Source organism: Curtobacterium sp. MCLR17_059 (genome assembly GCF_003234665.1).
Lineage (GTDB): Bacteria > Actinomycetota > Actinomycetes > Actinomycetales > Microbacteriaceae > Curtobacterium > Curtobacterium flaccumfaciens.
This window is the reverse complement of sequence record NZ_QKSU01000011.1, coordinates 25103-42820: the sequence shown is the minus strand read 5'-3', so window position 1 is coordinate 42820 and position 17718 is coordinate 25103. Positions and strand designations below refer to the sequence as shown.

Annotated in this window: 15 protein-coding genes; 12 read left to right on the top strand and 3 right to left on the bottom strand. The window is 71.1% G+C overall.

Annotated features, from left to right (window positions below):
- The first annotated feature begins 14 nt into the window (after positions 1-14).
- From ileS to DEJ12_RS14515, 5 genes are read left to right on the top strand one after another with little or no spacing between them, the layout of a single operon-like run.
- Positions 15-3272: an isoleucine--tRNA ligase gene (ileS, locus tag DEJ12_RS14535; protein WP_111030529.1), complete on the top strand. Its 3258-nt coding sequence runs from the start codon at positions 15-17 to the stop codon at positions 3270-3272.
- Positions 3269-4837: a folylpolyglutamate synthase/dihydrofolate synthase family protein gene (locus DEJ12_RS14530; protein WP_181433091.1), complete on the top strand. Its 1569-nt coding sequence runs from the start codon at positions 3269-3271 to the stop codon at positions 4835-4837. Before ileS ends, DEJ12_RS14530 begins: the two co-directional genes overlap by 4 nt.
- A complete protein-coding gene (locus DEJ12_RS14525; RefSeq protein ID WP_051596525.1) occupies positions 4834-5250 on the top strand; it encodes a DUF4233 domain-containing protein in 417 nt (138 codons plus the stop codon). Before DEJ12_RS14530 ends, DEJ12_RS14525 begins: the two co-directional genes overlap by 4 nt.
- Positions 5251-5285: 35 nt before the next feature.
- A complete protein-coding gene (gene ndk, locus DEJ12_RS14520; RefSeq protein ID WP_017885984.1) occupies positions 5286-5705 on the top strand; it encodes a nucleoside-diphosphate kinase in 420 nt (139 codons plus the stop codon).
- A gap of 14 nt (positions 5706-5719) precedes the next feature.
- The gene (locus DEJ12_RS14515; RefSeq protein ID WP_111030528.1) at positions 5720-6568 is read left to right on the top strand and encodes a thioredoxin domain-containing protein; all 849 of its coding nucleotides are present in this window, start codon (positions 5720-5722) and stop codon (positions 6566-6568) included.
- 68 nt (positions 6569-6636) lie between these two features.
- On the opposite strand, the gene DEJ12_RS14510 is transcribed toward DEJ12_RS14515, so the two are convergent.
- Both DEJ12_RS14510 and DEJ12_RS14505 read right to left on the bottom strand, forming a co-directional pair.
- A complete protein-coding gene (locus DEJ12_RS14510; protein ID WP_111030527.1) occupies positions 6637-7500 on the bottom strand; it encodes a thioredoxin domain-containing protein in 864 nt (287 codons plus the stop codon).
- A gap of 31 nt (positions 7501-7531) precedes the next feature.
- The gene (locus tag DEJ12_RS14505; protein ID WP_111030526.1) at positions 7532-8134 is read right to left on the bottom strand and encodes a vitamin K epoxide reductase family protein; all 603 of its coding nucleotides are present in this window, start codon (positions 8132-8134) and stop codon (positions 7532-7534) included.
- Between the two features lie 347 nt (positions 8135-8481).
- Here DEJ12_RS14505 and DEJ12_RS14500 point away from each other — a divergent pair, with 347 nt between their 5' ends.
- Positions 8482-11484 carry an Rne/Rng family ribonuclease gene (locus tag DEJ12_RS14500; RefSeq protein ID WP_181433092.1) on the top strand — a complete coding sequence of 1001 codons (3003 nt, stop codon included), beginning with the start codon at positions 8482-8484 and terminating at the stop codon, positions 11482-11484.
- Position 11485: 1 nt separating this feature from the next.
- Entirely contained in the window at positions 11486-12415 is a 930-nt protein-coding gene (locus DEJ12_RS14490) for a hypothetical protein (RefSeq protein WP_111030525.1), read from the top strand.
- Between the two features lie 95 nt (positions 12416-12510).
- On the opposite strand, the gene DEJ12_RS14485 is transcribed toward DEJ12_RS14490, so the two are convergent.
- Positions 12511-12783, bottom strand: a complete 273-nt coding sequence (locus tag DEJ12_RS14485) for a DUF4031 domain-containing protein (protein ID WP_071405560.1) — start codon at positions 12781-12783, stop codon at positions 12511-12513.
- A 179-nt stretch (positions 12784-12962) separates the two neighbouring features.
- On the opposite strand from DEJ12_RS14485, the gene rplU reads away from it, so the two are divergent.
- The 5 genes from rplU (at position 12963) to DEJ12_RS14460 (ending at position 17711) form a co-directional block, all read left to right on the top strand.
- A complete protein-coding gene (rplU, locus tag DEJ12_RS14480; RefSeq protein ID WP_027464715.1) occupies positions 12963-13271 on the top strand; it encodes a 50S ribosomal protein L21 in 309 nt (102 codons plus the stop codon).
- Between the two features lie 12 nt (positions 13272-13283).
- A complete protein-coding gene (gene rpmA, locus DEJ12_RS14475) occupies positions 13284-13535 on the top strand; it encodes a 50S ribosomal protein L27 (RefSeq protein WP_017885976.1) in 252 nt (83 codons plus the stop codon).
- A gap of 104 nt (positions 13536-13639) precedes the next feature.
- Positions 13640-15217: a GTPase ObgE gene (gene obgE, locus DEJ12_RS14470; RefSeq protein ID WP_111030524.1), complete on the top strand. Its 1578-nt coding sequence runs from the start codon at positions 13640-13642 to the stop codon at positions 15215-15217.
- A 7-nt stretch (positions 15218-15224) separates the two neighbouring features.
- Entirely contained in the window at positions 15225-16043 is an 819-nt protein-coding gene (proB, locus tag DEJ12_RS14465; RefSeq protein WP_258370560.1) for a glutamate 5-kinase, read from the top strand.
- A 402-nt stretch (positions 16044-16445) separates the two neighbouring features.
- A complete protein-coding gene (locus DEJ12_RS14460) occupies positions 16446-17711 on the top strand; it encodes a glutamate-5-semialdehyde dehydrogenase (RefSeq protein ID WP_111024155.1) in 1266 nt (421 codons plus the stop codon).
- Positions 17712-17718: the final 7 nt, after the last annotated feature.

The window sequence follows — 17718 nt, the reverse complement described above, 5'->3', positions numbered from 1 at the left end:
CACAAGGAGTCCCGGTGCCGTACCCGTTGAACGCCGATGCCGATGGCGTCGTCCCCTCGCCGAGCTTCCCCGCCGTCGAGCGGGGCATCCTCGCCTTCTGGAAGCGCGACGACACGTTCCAGGCGTCCATCGACGCGCGACAGGGCTGCCCGGAGTGGACCTTCTACGACGGCCCGCCGTTCGCCAACGGCCTGCCGCACTACGGGCACCTGCTGACCGGGTACGCCAAGGACGTCTTCCCGCGCTACCAGACCATGCGCGGCAAGCAGGTGCACCGCCGCTTCGGCTGGGACACCCACGGCCTGCCCGCCGAGCTCGAGGCGATGCGGCAGCTCGGCATCACCGAGAAGCACGAGATCGACGCCATGGGCATCGACGTCTTCAACGCCGCCGCCAAGAAGTCCGTGCTGCAGTACACCGACGAGTGGCAGGAGTACGTCACCCGCCAGGCGCGCTGGGTCGACTTCGAGGACGACTACAAGACCCTCGACGTCACCTTCATGGAGAGCGTGCTCTGGGCCTGGAAGCAGCTCTGGGACAAGGGCCTGGCGTACGAGGGCTTCCGGGTCCTGCCGTACTGCTGGAACGACCAGACGCCGCTGTCCAACCACGAGCTGCGCATGGACGACGACGTCTACAAGATGCGCCAGGACCAGTCCGTCACCGTCTCGTTCCCGCTGCACGGCGACCGCGCTTCCGCGCTCGACCTGACCGGTGTGCGCGCGCTCGCCTGGACGACGACCCCCTGGACCCTCCCGACGAACGCCGCCCTGGCGGTCGGTCCGGAGATCGCGTACGCGGTCGTCCCGGCAGGGCCTGGAGGCGCGGCTGACGGTGCCGACGCCGGTTCCGTCTCCTACCTGCTCGCGTCCGACACCGTGGCCGCGCACGCGAAGGAGCTCGGCTACGCCTCGGGTGACGAGGCGCTCGCCGCCGCCGCGCGCACGCTGACGGGCGCCGAGCTCGACGGCGTCGAGTACGAGCGGCTGTTCGACTTCCTCGCCGACGCCGAGGGCTACGAGAACGCTTGGCGAGTACTGGTCGCCGAGTACGTCGAGACCGGTGAGGGCACCGGCATCGTGCACCAGGCCCCGGCCTACGGTGCCGACGACCAAGAGGTCTGCGCCGCCGCCGGCATCCCCGTCGTGCTGTCCCTCGACGAGGGCGGCGTCTTCACGTCGCAGTTCGGCGAGGTCGCCGGCATGCTCTGGTCGGACGCGAACAAGCCGCTGACCAAGGCCGTCCGCGACGCCGGGCGACTGCTCCGCCAGGCGTCCTACGAGCACAGCTACCCGCACTGCTGGCGGTGCCGGAAGCCCCTCATCTACAAGGCCGTCTCGTCGTGGTTCGTCCGCGTCACCGAGCTCCGTGACCGCATGGGTCAGCTCAACCAGGACATCAACTGGGTGCCGGACAACGTCAAGGACGGCCAGTTCGGCAAATGGGTGGGCAACGCCATCGACTGGTCGGTCTCGCGCAACCGTTACTTCGGCACGCCGATCCCGGTGTGGCAGTCCGACGACCCCGAGTACCCGCGCACCGACGTGTACGGCTCGCTCGCCGACATCGAGCGCGACTTCGGTCGACTGCCGGTGAACGCCGAGGGTGAAGTCGACCTGCACCGGCCGTTCATCGACGACCTGACGCGGCCGAACCCCGACGACCCCACGGGCAACTCCACGATGCGCCGGATCACCGACGTGTTCGACGTGTGGTTCGACTCCGGGTCGATGCCGTACGCCCAGGTGCACTACCCGTTCGAGAACCGCGAGTGGTTCGAGTCGCACAGCCCGGCCGACTTCATCGTCGAGTACATCGGGCAGACGCGCGGCTGGTTCTACGTCATGCACGTGCTCTCCACCGCGCTGTTCGACCGGCCGGCGTTCCAGAACGTCATCAGCCACGGCATCGTCCTCGGCTCGGACGGCCAGAAGATGTCGAAGTCGCTCCGGAACTACCCGGACGTCTCCGAGGTCTTCGACCGCGACGGCGCCGACGCCATGCGCTGGTTCCTGATGTCCTCCTCGGTGATCCGCGGCGGCAACCTCGTCGTCACCGAGGAGGGCATCCGCCAGGGCGTCCGCGAGTTCATGCTGCCGCTGTGGTCGACGTACTACTTCTTCACCCTGTACGCGAACGCCTCGGGTCCCGACGGGTACCGGGCCCAGCGCCGGACCGACTCGACCGACGTGCTCGACCGGTACCTGCTCGCGAAGACCCGGGTCCTCGTCACCGACGTCCGGACGCACCTCGACGCGCTCGACACCCCGCTCGCGGCCCAGGCCGTCCGCGACTTCGCCGACGTGCTCACGAACTGGTACGTCCGCCGCTCGCGCGACAAGTTCTGGACCGGGGCCGACGCGGACGCCGGTGTCGAGACCCGTGCGGCGTTCGACACGCTGTACACCGTGCTCGAGACCCTGACCCGGGTCGCCGCCCCGCTCGCGCCGCTCGTCACCGAGGAGATCTGGAAGGGCCTGACCGGCGGACGCAGCGTCCACCTGACGGACTTCCCGGACCCCGACGAGTTCCCCGCCGACGACGCCCTCGTCGACGCGATGGACCGCGTGCGCGACGTCGCCTCGAAGGGACTGGCGCTCCGCAAGGCCACCGGCAAGCGCGTCCGCCTGCCCCTGGCCACGCTGACCCTGGTGGTGCAGGACCCGGCCGCGGTGGAGCCGTTCGCCGACATCCTGCGCGACGAGCTCAACGTCAAGCGCGTGGTGCTCGAGGCCCAGGCGGAAGAGTCGCTGGCGCAGTACGGCATCGAGCGGAAGCTCACCGTGAACGCCCGCGTCGCTGGCCCCCGCATCGGCAAGCAGGTGCAGCAGGTGATCCCGGCCGCCAAGCAGGGCGACTGGACGGCGACCGACTCCGGCGTGACCGTCGGTGGCGTCGACCTGATCGAGGGCGAGTACTCGCTCGACCTCACCGTGGCCGACGCCTCGGTGGCCGTGGCGTTCCTCGACGAGGGCGGCTTCGTCGTGCTCGACACCGTGACCACGCCCGAGCTCGAGGCCGAGGGGCTCGCCCGTGACGTCGTCCGCGCCGTCCAGCAGGCCCGCCGCGACGCCGACCTCGACGTCAGCGACCGCATCGCCCTGACCCTCCGGGTGGACGGCACGGCCGACGGCGCGGTCCGCGCGCACCAGGAGCTCATCGCGGGGGAGACCCTGGCGACGAGCGTCGAGATCGTGCCCCTCGGGGCGGACGACACCACCACCGACGTCGGTGACGGTGCGAAGGTATCCGTGGAGGTAGCACGCGCATGAGTGACCACGACCAGTACGACGACCACGAGGCGAACGAGGAGTTCGTCGGACACGACGAGCTCGACGGTCACGGTGTTGACGGGCGCGACGCGGACGGCATCCGGATCCCGGTCGGCCCCTCCGGCGACGCTCCGGCCGACGCCGTGCCCTACGGCGGCGACGACGACGAGGTCCGGCGCGTCGAGGCCGCCCTGTACGCCCGCATCGGCGAACAGGCCCCCGAGCGCCGACTGACCGCCACGCGCCGCGCCGTCGAGCTGCTCGGCGACCCGCACCTGGCGTACCCGGTGATCCACGTGACGGGCACGAACGGCAAGACGTCGACCGCGCGCACCATCGAGAGCATCGTCCGGGCCCACGGTCTGCGCACCGGCCTGATGACGAGCCCGCACCTGGTGTCGATCCGGGAGCGCATCGTGGTCGACGGTCAGCCGATCGCGGCGGACCGGTTCGTCGAGAACTGGGACGACATCGCCCCGGTGCTCGAGATCACCGACCGCGAGCTCGCCGACAAGGGCGAACTCCCGCTGACCTTCTTCGAGGCGCTCACCGTGCTCGCCCTGGCGTGCTTCGCCGAGGCCCCGGTGGACGTCGCCGTGATCGAGGTCGGCATGGGCGGCGAGTGGGACTCCACCAACGTCGTGCAGAGCCAGGTGTCGGTGTTCACGCCGATCGCCATCGACCACGCGAAGCAGCTCGGTGCCACGGTGGCCGAGATCGCCCGCACCAAGTCGGGCATCATCAAGCCGTCGTCCGCCGTGGTGTCGAGCCGGCAGGTCCCCGAGGCCCTCGCCGAACTCGAGCGCGCCGCCGAGCTCACCGAGTCCACCCTGGCCGTGGAGGGCACGGTGGGCCCCTTCGAGCCGGTACCTGACCGTCGCGGAGCGGCGGGCAGGCCGAGCTCGCAGGGATTCAGCGTCGTCGACGTCACCCCGGCCGTGGGCGGACAGCTCATCACCGTGCAGGGCATCGCCGGCCGCTACGACGACCTGTTCCTGCCGCTGTTCGGCCGGCACCAGGCCGAGAACGCCGCCGTGGCCATCGCGGCGGTCGAGTCGTTCCTCGGCCGCGGGGCCCAGGCCCTCGACGAGGACGTCCTGTCCGAGGGCATCGCCGGCACGACCAGCCCCGGTCGCCTGCAGCCCATCGCGACCGACCCGACCGTCGTCGTCGACGCCGCGCACAACCCGCACGGTGCGAAGGCCCTGGCCGAGGCGCTGCCGGTCGCGTTCCCGTCCGAGCACGTCGTCGGCGTCGTCGGGATCCTCGGCGACAAGGACGCCCGCGGGTTCGTCCGCGCGCTCAAGGACACCGTCGCCACGTTCGTCGTGACGCAGCCGCCGGGGGAGCGTGCGCTCGACGCGGACGAGTTCGCCCGGGTCGTCGTCGACGAGGTCGGTGAGGACCGCGTCGTCGTCGAGCCCTCCCTGGCGTCCGCACTGCAGGAAGCGCGCAGCCTGGCCGACGAGGCCGACGCCGAGGACGCCCTCGTGCTCGTCGCGGGCTCCATCGTGATGGTGGGCGCGGTCATGGACCTCGTGCACCGCGAAGGCGAGGCGAAGTGACGGACGCACCACGGGCCTCCCGGCCGGGCCGCGCACCGCGCACCCGGAAGCCGCGCCGCGAACGCGGGGCGCAGGAGAGCCTGCTCTCGATCACGCTCGTGCTCGAGGCGATCATGTTCTTCTTCCCCATGCTCGTCGTCTTCGGCAAGGGCACGCTGCCGCCCGCCGCGGCCTTCGGCGGGGGCATCGGCGCGATCATCGTCCTCGCAGCTGCCTCACGTCTGACGGGCAACCGGGCCGGTGTATGGTTCGGGTGGCTGCTGCAGGCGGCCATCCTCGCCACCGGGTTCATCGAACCGTTCATGTTCGCGGTCGCCGTGGTGTTCCTGGCGCTGTGGGTCTTCTGCTTCGTCAAGGGCGGTCAACTGGACCGTCAGAACGCCGCGCGCCGAGCGGCCATGGGCGAGGACTGACCACCACATTCGACCCCGAACACAGGGAGTACTGCGTGTCCGACTTCGAAGAGACCCTCGTCCTCGTCAAGCCCGACGGCGTCGCCCGCCAGCTGACCGGTGAGATCCTCCGCCGGATCGAGGCGAAGGGCTACGAGCTCGTCGACCTGAAGATGCTCACCGCGCCGCGCGACCTGCTCGACGCGCACTACGAGGAGCACCAGGGCAAGCCGTTCTTCGAGCCGCTCGTCGAGTTCATGCAGTCCGGTCCCGTCGTCGCCGTGCGCGTCGCCGGCAACGGTGCGATCGCGGGCTTCCGCTCGCTCGCCGGCACCACCGACCCGACCTCGGCCGCGCCCGGTACCATCCGTGGTGACCTGGGCCGCGACTGGGGCCTCAAGGTGCAGCAGAACCTGGTCCACGGTTCGGACAGCCCCGAGTCGGCCGCGCGCGAGCTCGCGCTCTGGTTCGCCTGAGCGACGGGGACGACGTGACGAACAACGACCGACCCACCAAGAACGAGCGGCGTCAGCACGCCCGAGAGGTCGCACGCCAGCGCGCCGACGCCGAGAAGCGCCGCAAGCGCCGCAACAAGTGGTTCCTGCAGGGCGGCATCGGCCTGGGCATCGTGGCGATCGCCGCGATCATCGCGATCGTCGCGATGAACGTGAACAACGCGCCCGTGGTGTCCGCAGCCGGGCCGAAGAACATGGCCACCGGCGCGATCCAGTTCACCGGCCAGGACGGCAAGGTCACCCCGGTGACCACGCCGGCCGTCTCCGCGACGGGCTCGGCCTCGCCGGTCCCGACGGCGAACAGCGACGGTGCCGTGACGGTCACCGAGTACGTCGACTGGGCCTGCCCGGTCTGCAAGCAGTTCGAGGCGGCCTACTCCGACCAGATCCTCGACAAGGTGAAGTCGGGCGACGCGACCCTGGCGATCCAGCCGGTGTCGATCCTGGACCGCAGCTACGCGGGCTCCCGCTACGCCAGCCGTGCCGCGAACGCCGCCATGTGCGTGGCGAACTACGCACCGGACAAGTTCCTCGACGTGCAGACGCAGTTCTTCGAGAACCAGCCGGCCGAGGGCACCAAGGGCCTGACCAACTCCGAGATCGCGAAGCTCGTCAAGGCGGGCGGCGCGACCGGTTCGGACCTGTCCCAGTGCCTGTCGTCCGAGCAGTTCAAGGGCTGGGTGACGAAGTCGACGCAAGCCGTCACCACGAACGAGGCGCTCGCGGGCACGCAGGGCTTCGGCACGCCGACCATCGTCGTCGACGGCAAGCGCCTGGACGACCTGAGCACCGTCATCACCGCGATCGACGCCGCGGCGAAGTAGCACTCCCCGAACGACCGACGGCCCTCGCTCCCATCCGGGAGCGGGGGCCGTTCGTCGTGGGGAGGGGGCTAGGACGCGCCGCCGTGCTCCCGGACGAAGGCCGCGAACGCGTCGACGTCGGCGAGGGACGCCGCACCGTCCGCGTTGTACTGCTCGCCGTCGACGATGATCGTCGGCGTGCTCGTGATCCCGTCGAGCGACGAGTTCGGCACCGGGTCGTTCATCGCCCGGTTCGTGGCGTCGGCGACCCACGCGGCGAAGTCCTGCCGGGTGATGCACGGTGTCACGGCCGGGTCCGTCGCCCCGGCTTCGTGCGCGAGGGACGCCAGCTCGTCGTTCGTGAGTCCGCGCGTGCTCTCCGAGGGCTGGTGGTCGTAGAGCGAGCTGTTGAAGGCCAGGAACGCGTCCGGGTCGTGGTCCGCGACGCACGCGGCAGCCGCGGCCGAGCGGGTGGAGTACCGCGATCCGAGCGACACGCGGTCGAGCAGCCCGAGCGGGTGCAGCTCGAGGGTGGCGGTACCGTCCTCGACCCACTGCCGGATCCGGGGCATCTGGGCCGTCTCGAACTGGTTGCAGTACGGGCACATGTAGTCCGCGTAGATCGTGATGGCGGTCTTCGAGCCGTCCTGCGCGGTCGGCGTCGGGGTCCCGCCGTCGGGCACCGCTCGCGTCTCGACGGGCACGATCCTGCCGCGCACCCCGGTGAGCAGGACGCCGTCGCTCGCCGTGTTCCGCGGACCCGGCCCGGCGGGCTGCACGGAGTTCGCGACGACCAGGACGACCACCGCGACCACCGCGAGGCCCGCGACGATGATCCCGCTGATGCCGAGTGTGCGGAGGCGCCGGCGTCGAGACTGCTCTGCCGCCCGTGCCGCTCGCGCGCGTTCCCGTGCGGCGTCGCGGCGCGCCCTGCTGCTCTCGTGCTCGCTCATCGATCCCGAGCGTAGGGGCAGCGGGGACGGCTCAGAAGCTGGTGAGGACCGCGGGGAACTTGATGATGATCGTGACGATGATGACCAGGTAGTTCGCCAGCACGAACGCCCAGCTGAAGGGCAGGAGCGACCGCCCGACACGCTGTGCCCCGGCGCCGAAGCGACCCTGGGCCATGTTCCAGATCGTGAACACCCAGAACATCGGGATCGTCATCGACCAGACGAGCATGCACCACGGGCACAGGGCGCCGATGACGAAGACGGTCTGCGTGAACAGCCAGGTCACGAACACCCACGCCAGGAAGACACCGGCGTTGAAGACGATCCAGAACCAGCGCGAACCGTTCCGGAACCCGGCGAGCAGCAGCACGGCGACGGCGATCGGGGCGACGAACCCCATGACGCCGAGCAGCGGGTTCGGGAACCCGAACAGGTGCCCCTGCCAGCTGGCCATCACGTCGGAGCAGTTGATGAACGGGTTCACGTCACAGCTCAGGACGGCCTTCGGGTTCTCGTACTTCGTGAACTCGTCGAGGACGAGCCGGAACGAGCCGAACAGGCCGACGATCCCGGTGACGAGCAGGAAGACCGCCATCGCGATCGGACGACGGGGGGCAGGTGCAGACGCGGTCACGCGGTCATCATCGCATGCGGGTTCCGGTGCTTTCCGGGTGCGGCATGCGATAATGCCTGGAGGTCGTGCGGCCAACCGCACACCGAAGAGAGCTTTCCGAGTGACGCCCCACCGGGCCGAACCCGGACGATCCGGTGCGGTGAGAGCGCACTGTGGTCGGGCAGCGTCACTCCGATGCCGAGCCGGAACGGGCCGGGTGCCCGGACCGGAACGGGCGCGGACGCAACGAGAAGTTGACGCGGACCGATCACGAGACAGCGAGCGCGGGGGCGTCGACGCCGCCCGCCACGACACAGAATTCCCGCCACCCGAAAGGGTGCGAGTGGGGCCGAGGAGTGCACCAGTCCATGGTGGAGCAGAACAACGACAACACGACCAACGACGAGAACGCGCCGAAGCGCCGGAGCCGCCTGTTCGGCGGTCGCCGCGCCCGGTCGTCCGGCCAGGAGGCCCGTGGGGGCGCCGAGCAGGCACCCCACGCCGACGAGACCCTCGCGCTGACGGGCGGCGCTGACGCCCGTCCCGCGGCCAGCGTCGCGTCGGCCGGTTCGCCGGACTCTCCCGATTCGCCGGACTCGCCCGACTCCCCGGCATCGCCGGCGTCGCCCGTCGAGCCGACCGACACCGGGGCGGTCTCCGTCGCGGTCGAGGCGGTCGCCGACAGCGGTGCCGAGCCGCACGACGTGAGCACGCTGACCGGCGACCTGCCGGTCGTGACGGGCGACCGGTCGGGCACCGCGACCGACGGGGCTGACGCGGACCGCGCCTCCCGTCCGGCCGATGCCGCACCGACGGCCGAGGCGAGCGACGACGCCGCACCCGCCGACGAGCCGTTCGTGCCGAAGGCCACGAGCACGCTCAGCCTGATCTTCCACGCGCCGGTGCTGCCGGAGCTGCCGCAGCGCGCGCCCCGGTTCGAGCGCGACCGTGACCGTGACCGTGATCGTGATCGTGACCGCGACGAGGACGACCGCTACGACCGCGAGGACCGCTTCGACCGCGATCGCGACCGTGACGACCGCGACGACCAGGGCGGCTCGCGCCGTCGCTCGCGTCGCCGTGGTTCGAGCGCCGACCGCGAGGCCCGCGAGCCGCGCGACCACCAGGAGCCGCGCCGCCGCGAGCCGGAGCTCATCACCGAGCCGCAGCGCATCAAGGGCTCGACCCGGCTCGAGGCGAAGAAGCAGCGTCGTCGTGACGGCCGCGATGCCGGACGCCGCCGTCAAGTGGTCAGCGAGGACGAGTTCCTCGCCCGCCGCGAGAGCGTCGACCGCCAGATGATCGTCCGCTCCAGCTCGTCGACGATCGAGATCGGCGTGCTCGAGGACGGCATCCTCGCCGAGCACTACATCACCAAGTCCGAGAACGTGTCGCTCATCGGCAACGTCTACCTCGGCAAGGTGCAGAACGTCCTGCCCTCGATGGAGGCGGCGTTCGTCGACATCGGTCGCGGTCGCAACGCCGTGCTCTACGCCGGTGAGGTCGACTGGAACTCCGTCGAGACCGGAAACCACGGTCGCCGCATCGAAGCAGCGCTCAAGCCGGGCGACAAGGTCCTCGTGCAGGTCACGAAGGACCCGGTCGGCCACAAGGGTGCCCGCCTCACCAGCCAGATCTCGCTGCCGGGTCGCTACCTGGTCTACGTGCCGAACGGCTCGATGAACGGGATCTCGCGCAAGCTGCCGGACACCGAGCGCGCCCGACTGAAGAAGATCCTGAAGGAGGTCCTGCCGGAGCACGCGGGCGTCATCGTTCGCACCGCTGCCGAGGGCGCGACCGAGGAGCAGCTCACCCGCGACGTGCAGCGCCTGACCAGCCAGTGGGAGGCCATCCAGAAGAAGGTCGCCGGTGGTCACGCGCCGGTCATGCTGCACTCCGAGCCCGACCTGCTCATCAAGATCGTGCGTGACGTCTTCAACGAGGACTTCACGAAGCTGATCATCGACGGCGAGGCCGCCGGTGGCACCATCGACGAGTACCTGTCGGCCGTCGCCCCGGACCTCAAGGACCGCGTCGTCCGGTACGAGGGCCCCGACTCCTTCGAGGAGTTCCGCCTCAACGAGCAGATCGACAAGGCGCTCGACCGCAAGGTCTGGCTGCCCTCCGGTGGTTCGCTCGTCATCGACCGCACCGAGGCCATGACGGTCGTCGACGTCAACACGGGCAAGTTCGTCGGCTCCGGCGGCAACCTCGAGGAGACGGTCACGAAGAACAACCTCGAGGCCGCCGAGGAGCTCGTCCGCCAGCTCCGCCTGCGCGACATCGGCGGCATCATCGTCGTCGACTTCATCGACATGGTGCTCGAGGAGAACCGCGACCTCGTGCTCCGCCGCCTGGTCGAGTGCCTGAGCCGCGACCGCACGAAGCACCAGGTCGCCGAGATCACCTCGCTCGGCCTCGTGCAGATGACCCGCAAGAAGATCGGTGTCGGCCTGCGCGAGTCCCTCGACGAGGTCAACGCGAAGATCAACGACAACAACGCCGACCCGGGCCCGAGCAAGGGCCGTCGCAAGGGCCGCGGCGGGAACGGCAACGAGAACGGCCGATCCGACAACGGCAACGGCAACGGTGGCAAGGGGAACTCCGGTTCCTCGGGGCAGTCGAACGGTGCCTCCGGCCAGGCGCACCAGATCACCGACGACGTGAAGAACGCGCTGTCGCGGATCGCCGCCTCGACCCTCTCGCACGACGAACAAGAGGCCGCAGCCGCTGCCGCGACCGCGACGGAGGCCACGGCACCGTCGTCGGCCGACGCGTCGACCGGCCCGGACAGCACGGGTGGCGAGCAGCCGACCGGTTCGAAGCGTCGTCGCCGTGGCCGTGGCGGCCGCGGGGCAGAGCAGCAGAGCGGAGACCAGCAGGGCGGCGACCAGCAGGCCGCTGCCGACGCTCGGGCCACCGATGCACCGCAGGCACCCGCTGCCGAGCAGTCGGACCCGTCTGGGTCGTCGGTCATCGCTGAGCCCGCCGTGATCGTCGAGCCCGAGGCGCGCGCGCCGAAGGTCGCTGCTCCGGCCGTCACCGAGCCCGCAGCCGCACCGAAGGCGAAGGCCCCGGCCCGTCGTCGCGTGAGCTCGAGCGCCACCGTGACCCCGACCGACAACACCGTGGCGATCCTGGACATCCCGATCGCCGCGGCACCGAAGCGCGAGCCTCGCGCGGTCGCCCCGGACGCCGAGTCCCTGCTCGACTCGGTGCTCCAGGCGCTCCCGGAGCCGAAGCAGCCCGGACAGGGGCGCTCGCGCTCCCGCCGGGTCTCGTCGCCGAGCATCAGCGCTCCCGCCACGCCGACGGAGGAGTCGACCGACGACGCCGATGGCTCCGACGGCTCCGTGATCCTGGGGAACTGACGTGTCGAACCCGGGCGACCCGCAGCAGCAGCGTGGGTACTACGGTGCGGGCTGGTCCCAGCCCGCACCGCCCGGTCCGGGTGCCCAGCAGCCCGGCGGCCCGGTGCCGCCGCAGCAGGGCGGTGTGCCGCCGTACGGGCGTCAGCCCGGTGCCGGCGCGCCGTACGCCCCGCCGCGGCCGCCCCGTGCCCCGGCCGACCCCCGCCGGGCCTTCGCGCCCGGCGCCTCGGTGACGAACACGGCCGGTGCGCTCATCGCCGTGGTGGCCCTGGTGCTCGTCGAGTTCGTGTCCGGGCTCTTCGGGCTGCTCGGCACCTCGCTCGTGGTCAGTCCGTTCCGGCACTACGGCGCCGGCACGAGCCTGCTCGGCAGCTTCACGACCGGGGTCTTCGTGGCTCCGTTCCCGTACTACGTCGGCGCGTTCCTGGCCCTGGCGTTCCTGACGCCGATCGACCGCCGCAGCCCGCTGCCGAGGCTCCTGCTCCGCGTGGTCCTCGCCGGCGCCGCGGGCACGGTGGCCCTGATGCTCGTCGGGGTGTTCACCGGCTCGTTCGGAGCGACCACCGCCGGCGGCTCCCAGCTCGTCATCGACGTGCTCACGCGGCCGCTGCAGAACGGTCTGCCGTTCACCGTGATGCTCCTGGCGACCGCCACGGCGGCCTGGCTCTGGCTCGGTCGGCCGCGCCGCGGACGTGGCTCGTCGACGACCCCGGGGATGCCGGGCACCGTCCGACCCGCCGACGCGGTCCCACCCCCGACGATCCAGCCGCAGGCACCACAGCAGCCACAGCAGCAGCCGCCGGCACCGTACGGGCAGGGGCGCGTGCAGCCCGACCCCCACGGCCAGTACGGCGGCCAGTACGGCGCCGGGCCACGCCCAGACCAGCAGCAGCCCCCGGCGAACCCCTGGGGCGGTCCAGCGCCCCGCTGAGCCCGTTCGCGCGGCCCTGCGAGCCGGCGGCGCCCCGTGGGCGGTGCCGGGCGGGGCGGACCAGCACCGCGCCTCCCGAACGTCCGGACTGGCGGTCAGAGACCGCGCTTGTCCCGCTGCGCCACGCGCAGCCCACTGCGGATCAACCGCAGCACGAGCTCGCGTCCGGTCACGGCCGAGGCGCCAGCGGCCACCAGTTCGTCGTACCGCGAGAGCGGGACGTCGTAGTGGTCGTGGTCGAACGCACGGCGCGGCACACCGGCCCGCGCAGCGAACGCGTGGAGTTCCGCGTAGGATTCATCACTGACGAGGTGCGACCACAGTGTGTCGTGGGCGGGCCACGTCGGTGGGTCGATCAACACGGTCACCGTGCAATCGTACGGGTGCCGCCGTTTGACCGGACCCAGGGTGATCGAGTATTCTCGGTCCCTGGTGTCAGCGGGCCGTTCTGCCTGCGTCGCCGATCGGGCCCGGCCTTCCGGGAGCCGCTCGTGCAGAAGTGGGCACCCGAGACTTCCCTCAAGCAGAGTTACGTAAGGATTTCCACGTGGTTTACGCAGTAGTGCGCGCCGGCGGCCGTCAGGAGAAGGTCGAGGTCGGCACCATCCTGACCATCGACCGTGCCAAGGCGGACGACAAGGGCAACATCGACCTCGCCCCCGTGCTCCTCGTGGACGGTGACAAGATCACGTCGGCGGCTTCCGAGCTCGCGAACGTGACCGTCACCGCCGAGGTGCTCGACGACCTCCGTGGTCCCAAGGTCATCATCCAGAAGTTCAAGAACAAGACCGGGTACAAGAAGCGCCAGGGTTTCCGCGCTGAGCTGACCCGCGTCAAGATCACCAAGATCGCGTAAGGGAGTCAACTCATGGCACACAAGAAGGGTGCGAGTTCCACTCGCAACGGTCGTGACTCGAACGCACAGCGCCTCGGCGTGAAGCGCTTCGGTGGCGAGGTCGTCAACGCCGGCGAGATCATCGTCCGCCAGCGCGGCACGCACTTCCACCCGGGCGCCAACGTCGGCCGCGGTGGCGACGACACGCTGTTCGCCCTCTCGTCCGGTTCGGTCGAGTTCGGCACCAAGGGTGGCCGCAAGGTCATCAACATCGTCAACGCGTAGTCGTTCGAACGACTGCAGCTGGAGGGGCGGGCCGAGTGCCCGCCCCTCCTTCGCTTTTCCCGCCGACGATCCCGTCGGCACAACGAAACACCTGGAGTGGACCCATGGCGACCTTCGTCGACCGCGTGACCCTGCACCTCAGCGCGGGGCACGGCGGCAACGGCTGCGTGTCGGTCCGCCGTGAGAAGTTCAAGCCCCTCGCCGGGCCCGACGGCGGCAACGGCGGTGACGGCGGCGACATCGTGCTCGTGGCCGACCCGCAGGTGACGACGCTGCTCGGCTACCACCGTTCGCCGCACCGCTCGTCGAAGAACGGGCAGCCCGGCATGGGTGACCACCGCAGCGGTGTCAGCGGCGAGGTCCTCGAACTCCCGATGCCCGTCGGCACCGTGGTGTACGACGATTCCGGCGAGGTCATCGCCGACCTCACCGAGCCCGGCATGCGCGTCGTCGTGGCCCCCGGTGGACAGGGCGGCCTCGGCAACGCGGCGCTCTCCACCACGAAGCGCAAGGCCCCCGGCTTCGCGCTGCTCGGCACCGAGGGCTGGGCGGGGGACATCAGCCTCGAGCTGAAGACCATCGCCGACGTGGCCCTGGTCGGGTTCCCGAGCGCCGGCAAGTCCTCGCTGATCGCGGCCGTCTCCGCCGCCAAGCCGAAGATCGCGGACTACCCGTTCACGACCCTCACCCCGAACCTCGGCGTCGTCGAGTCCGGTGACACCCGCTTCACCGTCGCCGACGTCCCCGGTCTGATCGAGGGCGCGTCCGAGGGCAAGGGCCTGGGCCTCGAGTTCCTGCGCCACGTCGAGCGGTGCGAGGCGCTGCTCCACGTCATCGACTGCGCCACGCTCGACCCGGGCCGTGACCCGATCAGCGACCTCGACGTCATCCTCGGCGAGCTCGAGCGCTACCCGGTCCCCGAGGGCCAGGTGCCGCTGCTCGAGCGCCCGCAGCTCATCGCCCTGAACAAGATCGACGTGCCCGAGGCGCAGGAGCTCGCCGAGTTCGTCACCGCCGAGCTCGAGGGCCGCGGCTACCGCGTCTTCCCGATCTCCACGGCGTCCCGCAAGGGGCTCCGCGAGCTGACGTTCGCCCTCGCCGACATCGTCGAGCAGGCCCGTGCCGCCCGTGCGGCCGAGCCGGTGCCGGAGCGCATCGTGCTCCGCCCCCGCTCGGTCAACGAGAAGCCGTTCACCGTGCGCGCCGAGGGCGGCGAGGAGCACCGCTTCTACCGCGTCCGCGGTGCCAAGCCGGAGCGCTGGGTCCAGCAGACCGACTTCACCAACGAAGAGGCGATCGGCTACCTGGCCGACCGGCTCGCGAAGCTCGGCGTCGAGGACGGCCTGTTCAAGGCCGGAGCCGTCGCCGGCTCCACCGTCGTCATCGGTGGCGACGGCGGCATGGTCTTCGACTGGGAGCCCACGCTCACGTCGACCGCGGAGCTCATCACGAGCGCCCGTGGGACCGACGCCCGCATCGGTGCGACGGCGCGTCCGACCCGCAACGAGCGGCGCGAGGAGTACTTCGAGCGGATGGACGCCAAGGCGGCCGCCCGTGCCGAGCTCGAGCAGGAGCGCGTCTCCGGGCTCTGGGTGGACGACGACGTGGTGACCAGCGACCAGCTCGGCACCGGCGACCAGTTCGACGCCGACCAGGTCGAGACCAGCGACCAGAAGGACTGACCGCGGCATGACCGACACGACCGCCCGCACCGACCTCGGACCCGTCACACGGCGCGAGGACATCCCGCGTGCGCGGCGGATCGTCGTCAAGGTCGGCTCGTCCTCGGTCAGCGGTGACGCCGCCGGCCAGATCGGCCCCCTGGTGGATGCCCTGGCTGCCGCCTACGGCCGGGGGACCGAGGTCGTGCTCGTGTCGTCCGGTGCGATCGCGACCGGGTTCCCGTTCCTCGGGCTCGAGGGCCGGCCGGACGACCTCGCCACGCAGCAGGCGGCGGCCGCCACCGGGCAGAACGTCCTGATGTTCCGGTACCAGAAGGAACTCGACCGGCACGGTGTCATCGCGGCGCAGATCCTGCTCACCGCCGGTGACCTGCAGAACCCCACGCACCGGGTGAACGCCCAGCGCGCCATCGACCGGTTGCTCGCCCTGCGCGTGCTCCCGATCGTGAACGAGAACGACACCGTCGCCACGCACGAGATCCGCTTCGGCGACAACGACCGGCTCGCGGCCCTGGTGGCCCGGCTGCTCGGGGCCGATGCCCTCGTGCTGCTCTCCGACGTCGAGGCGCTCTACACGGCACCCCCGGAGCAGCCCGGCGCGACCCGCATCGACGAGGTGCCGTTCGGCGACGAGCTCGCCGGGGTCACCTTCGGCTCGATCGGCACCGCCGGCGTCGGCACCGGGGGAGCGGGGACCAAGGTCGCCGCCGCGCGGCTCGCGGCCGAGGCGGGCACCGCGGTGCTCGTGACCGACACGGCGCTGGTCGACCGCGCGCTGGCCGGCGAACACCTCGGTACCTGGTTCCACGCCGCACCGCATTCCTGACGCAGCCCGCACCGCGCCCGGAGCGGCGGCAGCGAGTGGTCACGACTCCCCGTCGGGACGGCGCCGACTGGTCGGAGGCCGTCGGTGTGGGCGTCGCGGAGCGACGGTCTGCGACCGCTCGCGTGGCGCAGGACGATGTGTCGTGACCGATTGACGGGGTGGGCGCGACTGCCTGGAGGCCCGGCACGGGTCCCGGAGACCGGTGCCGGTCCTCCAGGCGGTCTCGACTAGGTCGTGTGGTCGGGAACCGTCGGTATGGGCGGCGCGGAGCGACGATCTGCGACCGCTCGGCAGGCGGGTGACGACGTGTCGTGACCGGTCGGTGGGGCGGACCGGGCCTGGAGGCACGGCGAGCGTCCGGCACGCCCGTCACGAACCGAGGGGCGGACCTACAATCGGTCCATGTCGTCGATCGCGCCCGCCCCGACCCTCACCGACAAGCTCGTGGCGGCACGGGCCGCCTCGTCGGCGCTCGCGACCGCGACGACCGCCGTCAAGGACGCCGCCCTCGGCGCGATCGCCTCGGCGGTGCGTGCCGCGACCGACGAGATCGTCGCCGCGAACCACGACGACCTCGTCGCCGGCGAGGACGGCGGACTCTCGTCCGGGCTGCTCGACCGGCTGCGACTCGACCCCGTCCGGATCGAGGCCCTCGCCGCCGCGGTCGAGCACGTCGTCGGGCTGACCGACCCCGTGGGCGAGCACGTGCGCGGGTCGCAGCTGCCGAACGGACTCCAGCTCACCCAGGTGCGCGTGCCGTTCGGTGTCGTCGGGGCGATCTACGAGGCACGCCCGAACGTCACCGTCGACATCGCCTCGCTCGCGCTCAAGTCGGGCAACGCCGTCGTGCTCCGCGGCGGGTCAGCGGCCCAGCACACGAACGCCGTGCTCGTCGCCCGGATCCAGGACGCGGTCGAGTCGGTGGGGCTGCCCCGCGACCTGGTGCAGACCATCGACGAGTTCGGCCGCGCCGGTGCCACCGAGCTCATGCGGGCACGGGGCCTGGTCGACGTGCTGATCCCGCGGGGGAGCGCCGCACTCATCCAGACCGTCGTCACCGAGTCGCAGGTGCCCGTCATCGAGACCGGTGCGGGCGTCGTGCACGTGTTCCTCGACGCGTCCGCACCCGAGCAGCGTGCGGTCGACATCGTCCTGAACAGCAAGGTGCAGCGGCCGAGCGTGTGCAACGCCCTCGAGACCCTCCTGGTGCACGAGGCCGCGGCCGAACGGCTCCTGCCGGTGCTGGCCGACCGGCTGCGGGCGTCCGGTGTGACGCTGCGCGGCGACGACGCCACGCGGGCGATCGTGCCCGGGGTGCTCCGCGCCACCGACGACGACTGGGCGACCGAGTCGATGGACCTCGACCTGTCGATCCGTGTCGTGCCCGACGTCGACGCGGCGATGGCGCACATCGCCCGGTGGTCGACGCACCACACGGAGTCGATCGTCACGAACGACGTCGACACCGCCGAACGGTTCCTGGCGACCGTCGACTCGGCGGTCGTGATGGTGAACGCCTCCACCCGGTTCACCGACGGCGGCGAGTTCGGTTTCGGGGCCGAGGTCGGCATCTCGACGCAGAAGCTGCACGCGCGCGGCCCGATGGGCCTGCCGGAGCTCACGAGCACGAAGTGGATCGTGCGCGGGTCCGGCCAGATCCGCGGCTAGACTGAAC

Excerpts from the sequence above, each read along its gene's own strand:
- DEJ12_RS14530 (WP_181433091.1), top strand. The coding sequence starts at position 3,269 with ATGAGTGACCACGACCAGTACGACGACCACGAGGCGAACGAGGAGTTC.
- DEJ12_RS14510 (WP_111030527.1), bottom strand. The coding sequence starts at position 7,500 with ATGAGCGAGCACGAGAGCAGCAGGGCGCGCCGCGACGCCGCACGGGAA.
- DEJ12_RS14500 (WP_181433092.1), top strand. The coding sequence starts at position 8,482 with ATGGTGGAGCAGAACAACGACAACACGACCAACGACGAGAACGCGCCG.
- rpmA (WP_017885976.1), top strand. The coding sequence starts at position 13,284 with ATGGCACACAAGAAGGGTGCGAGTTCCACTCGCAACGGTCGTGACTCG.
- obgE (WP_111030524.1), top strand. The coding sequence starts at position 13,640 with ATGGCGACCTTCGTCGACCGCGTGACCCTGCACCTCAGCGCGGGGCAC.
- proB (WP_258370560.1), top strand. The coding sequence starts at position 15,225 with ATGACCGACACGACCGCCCGCACCGACCTCGGACCCGTCACACGGCGC.
- DEJ12_RS14460 (WP_111024155.1), top strand. The coding sequence starts at position 16,446 with ATGTCGTCGATCGCGCCCGCCCCGACCCTCACCGACAAGCTCGTGGCG.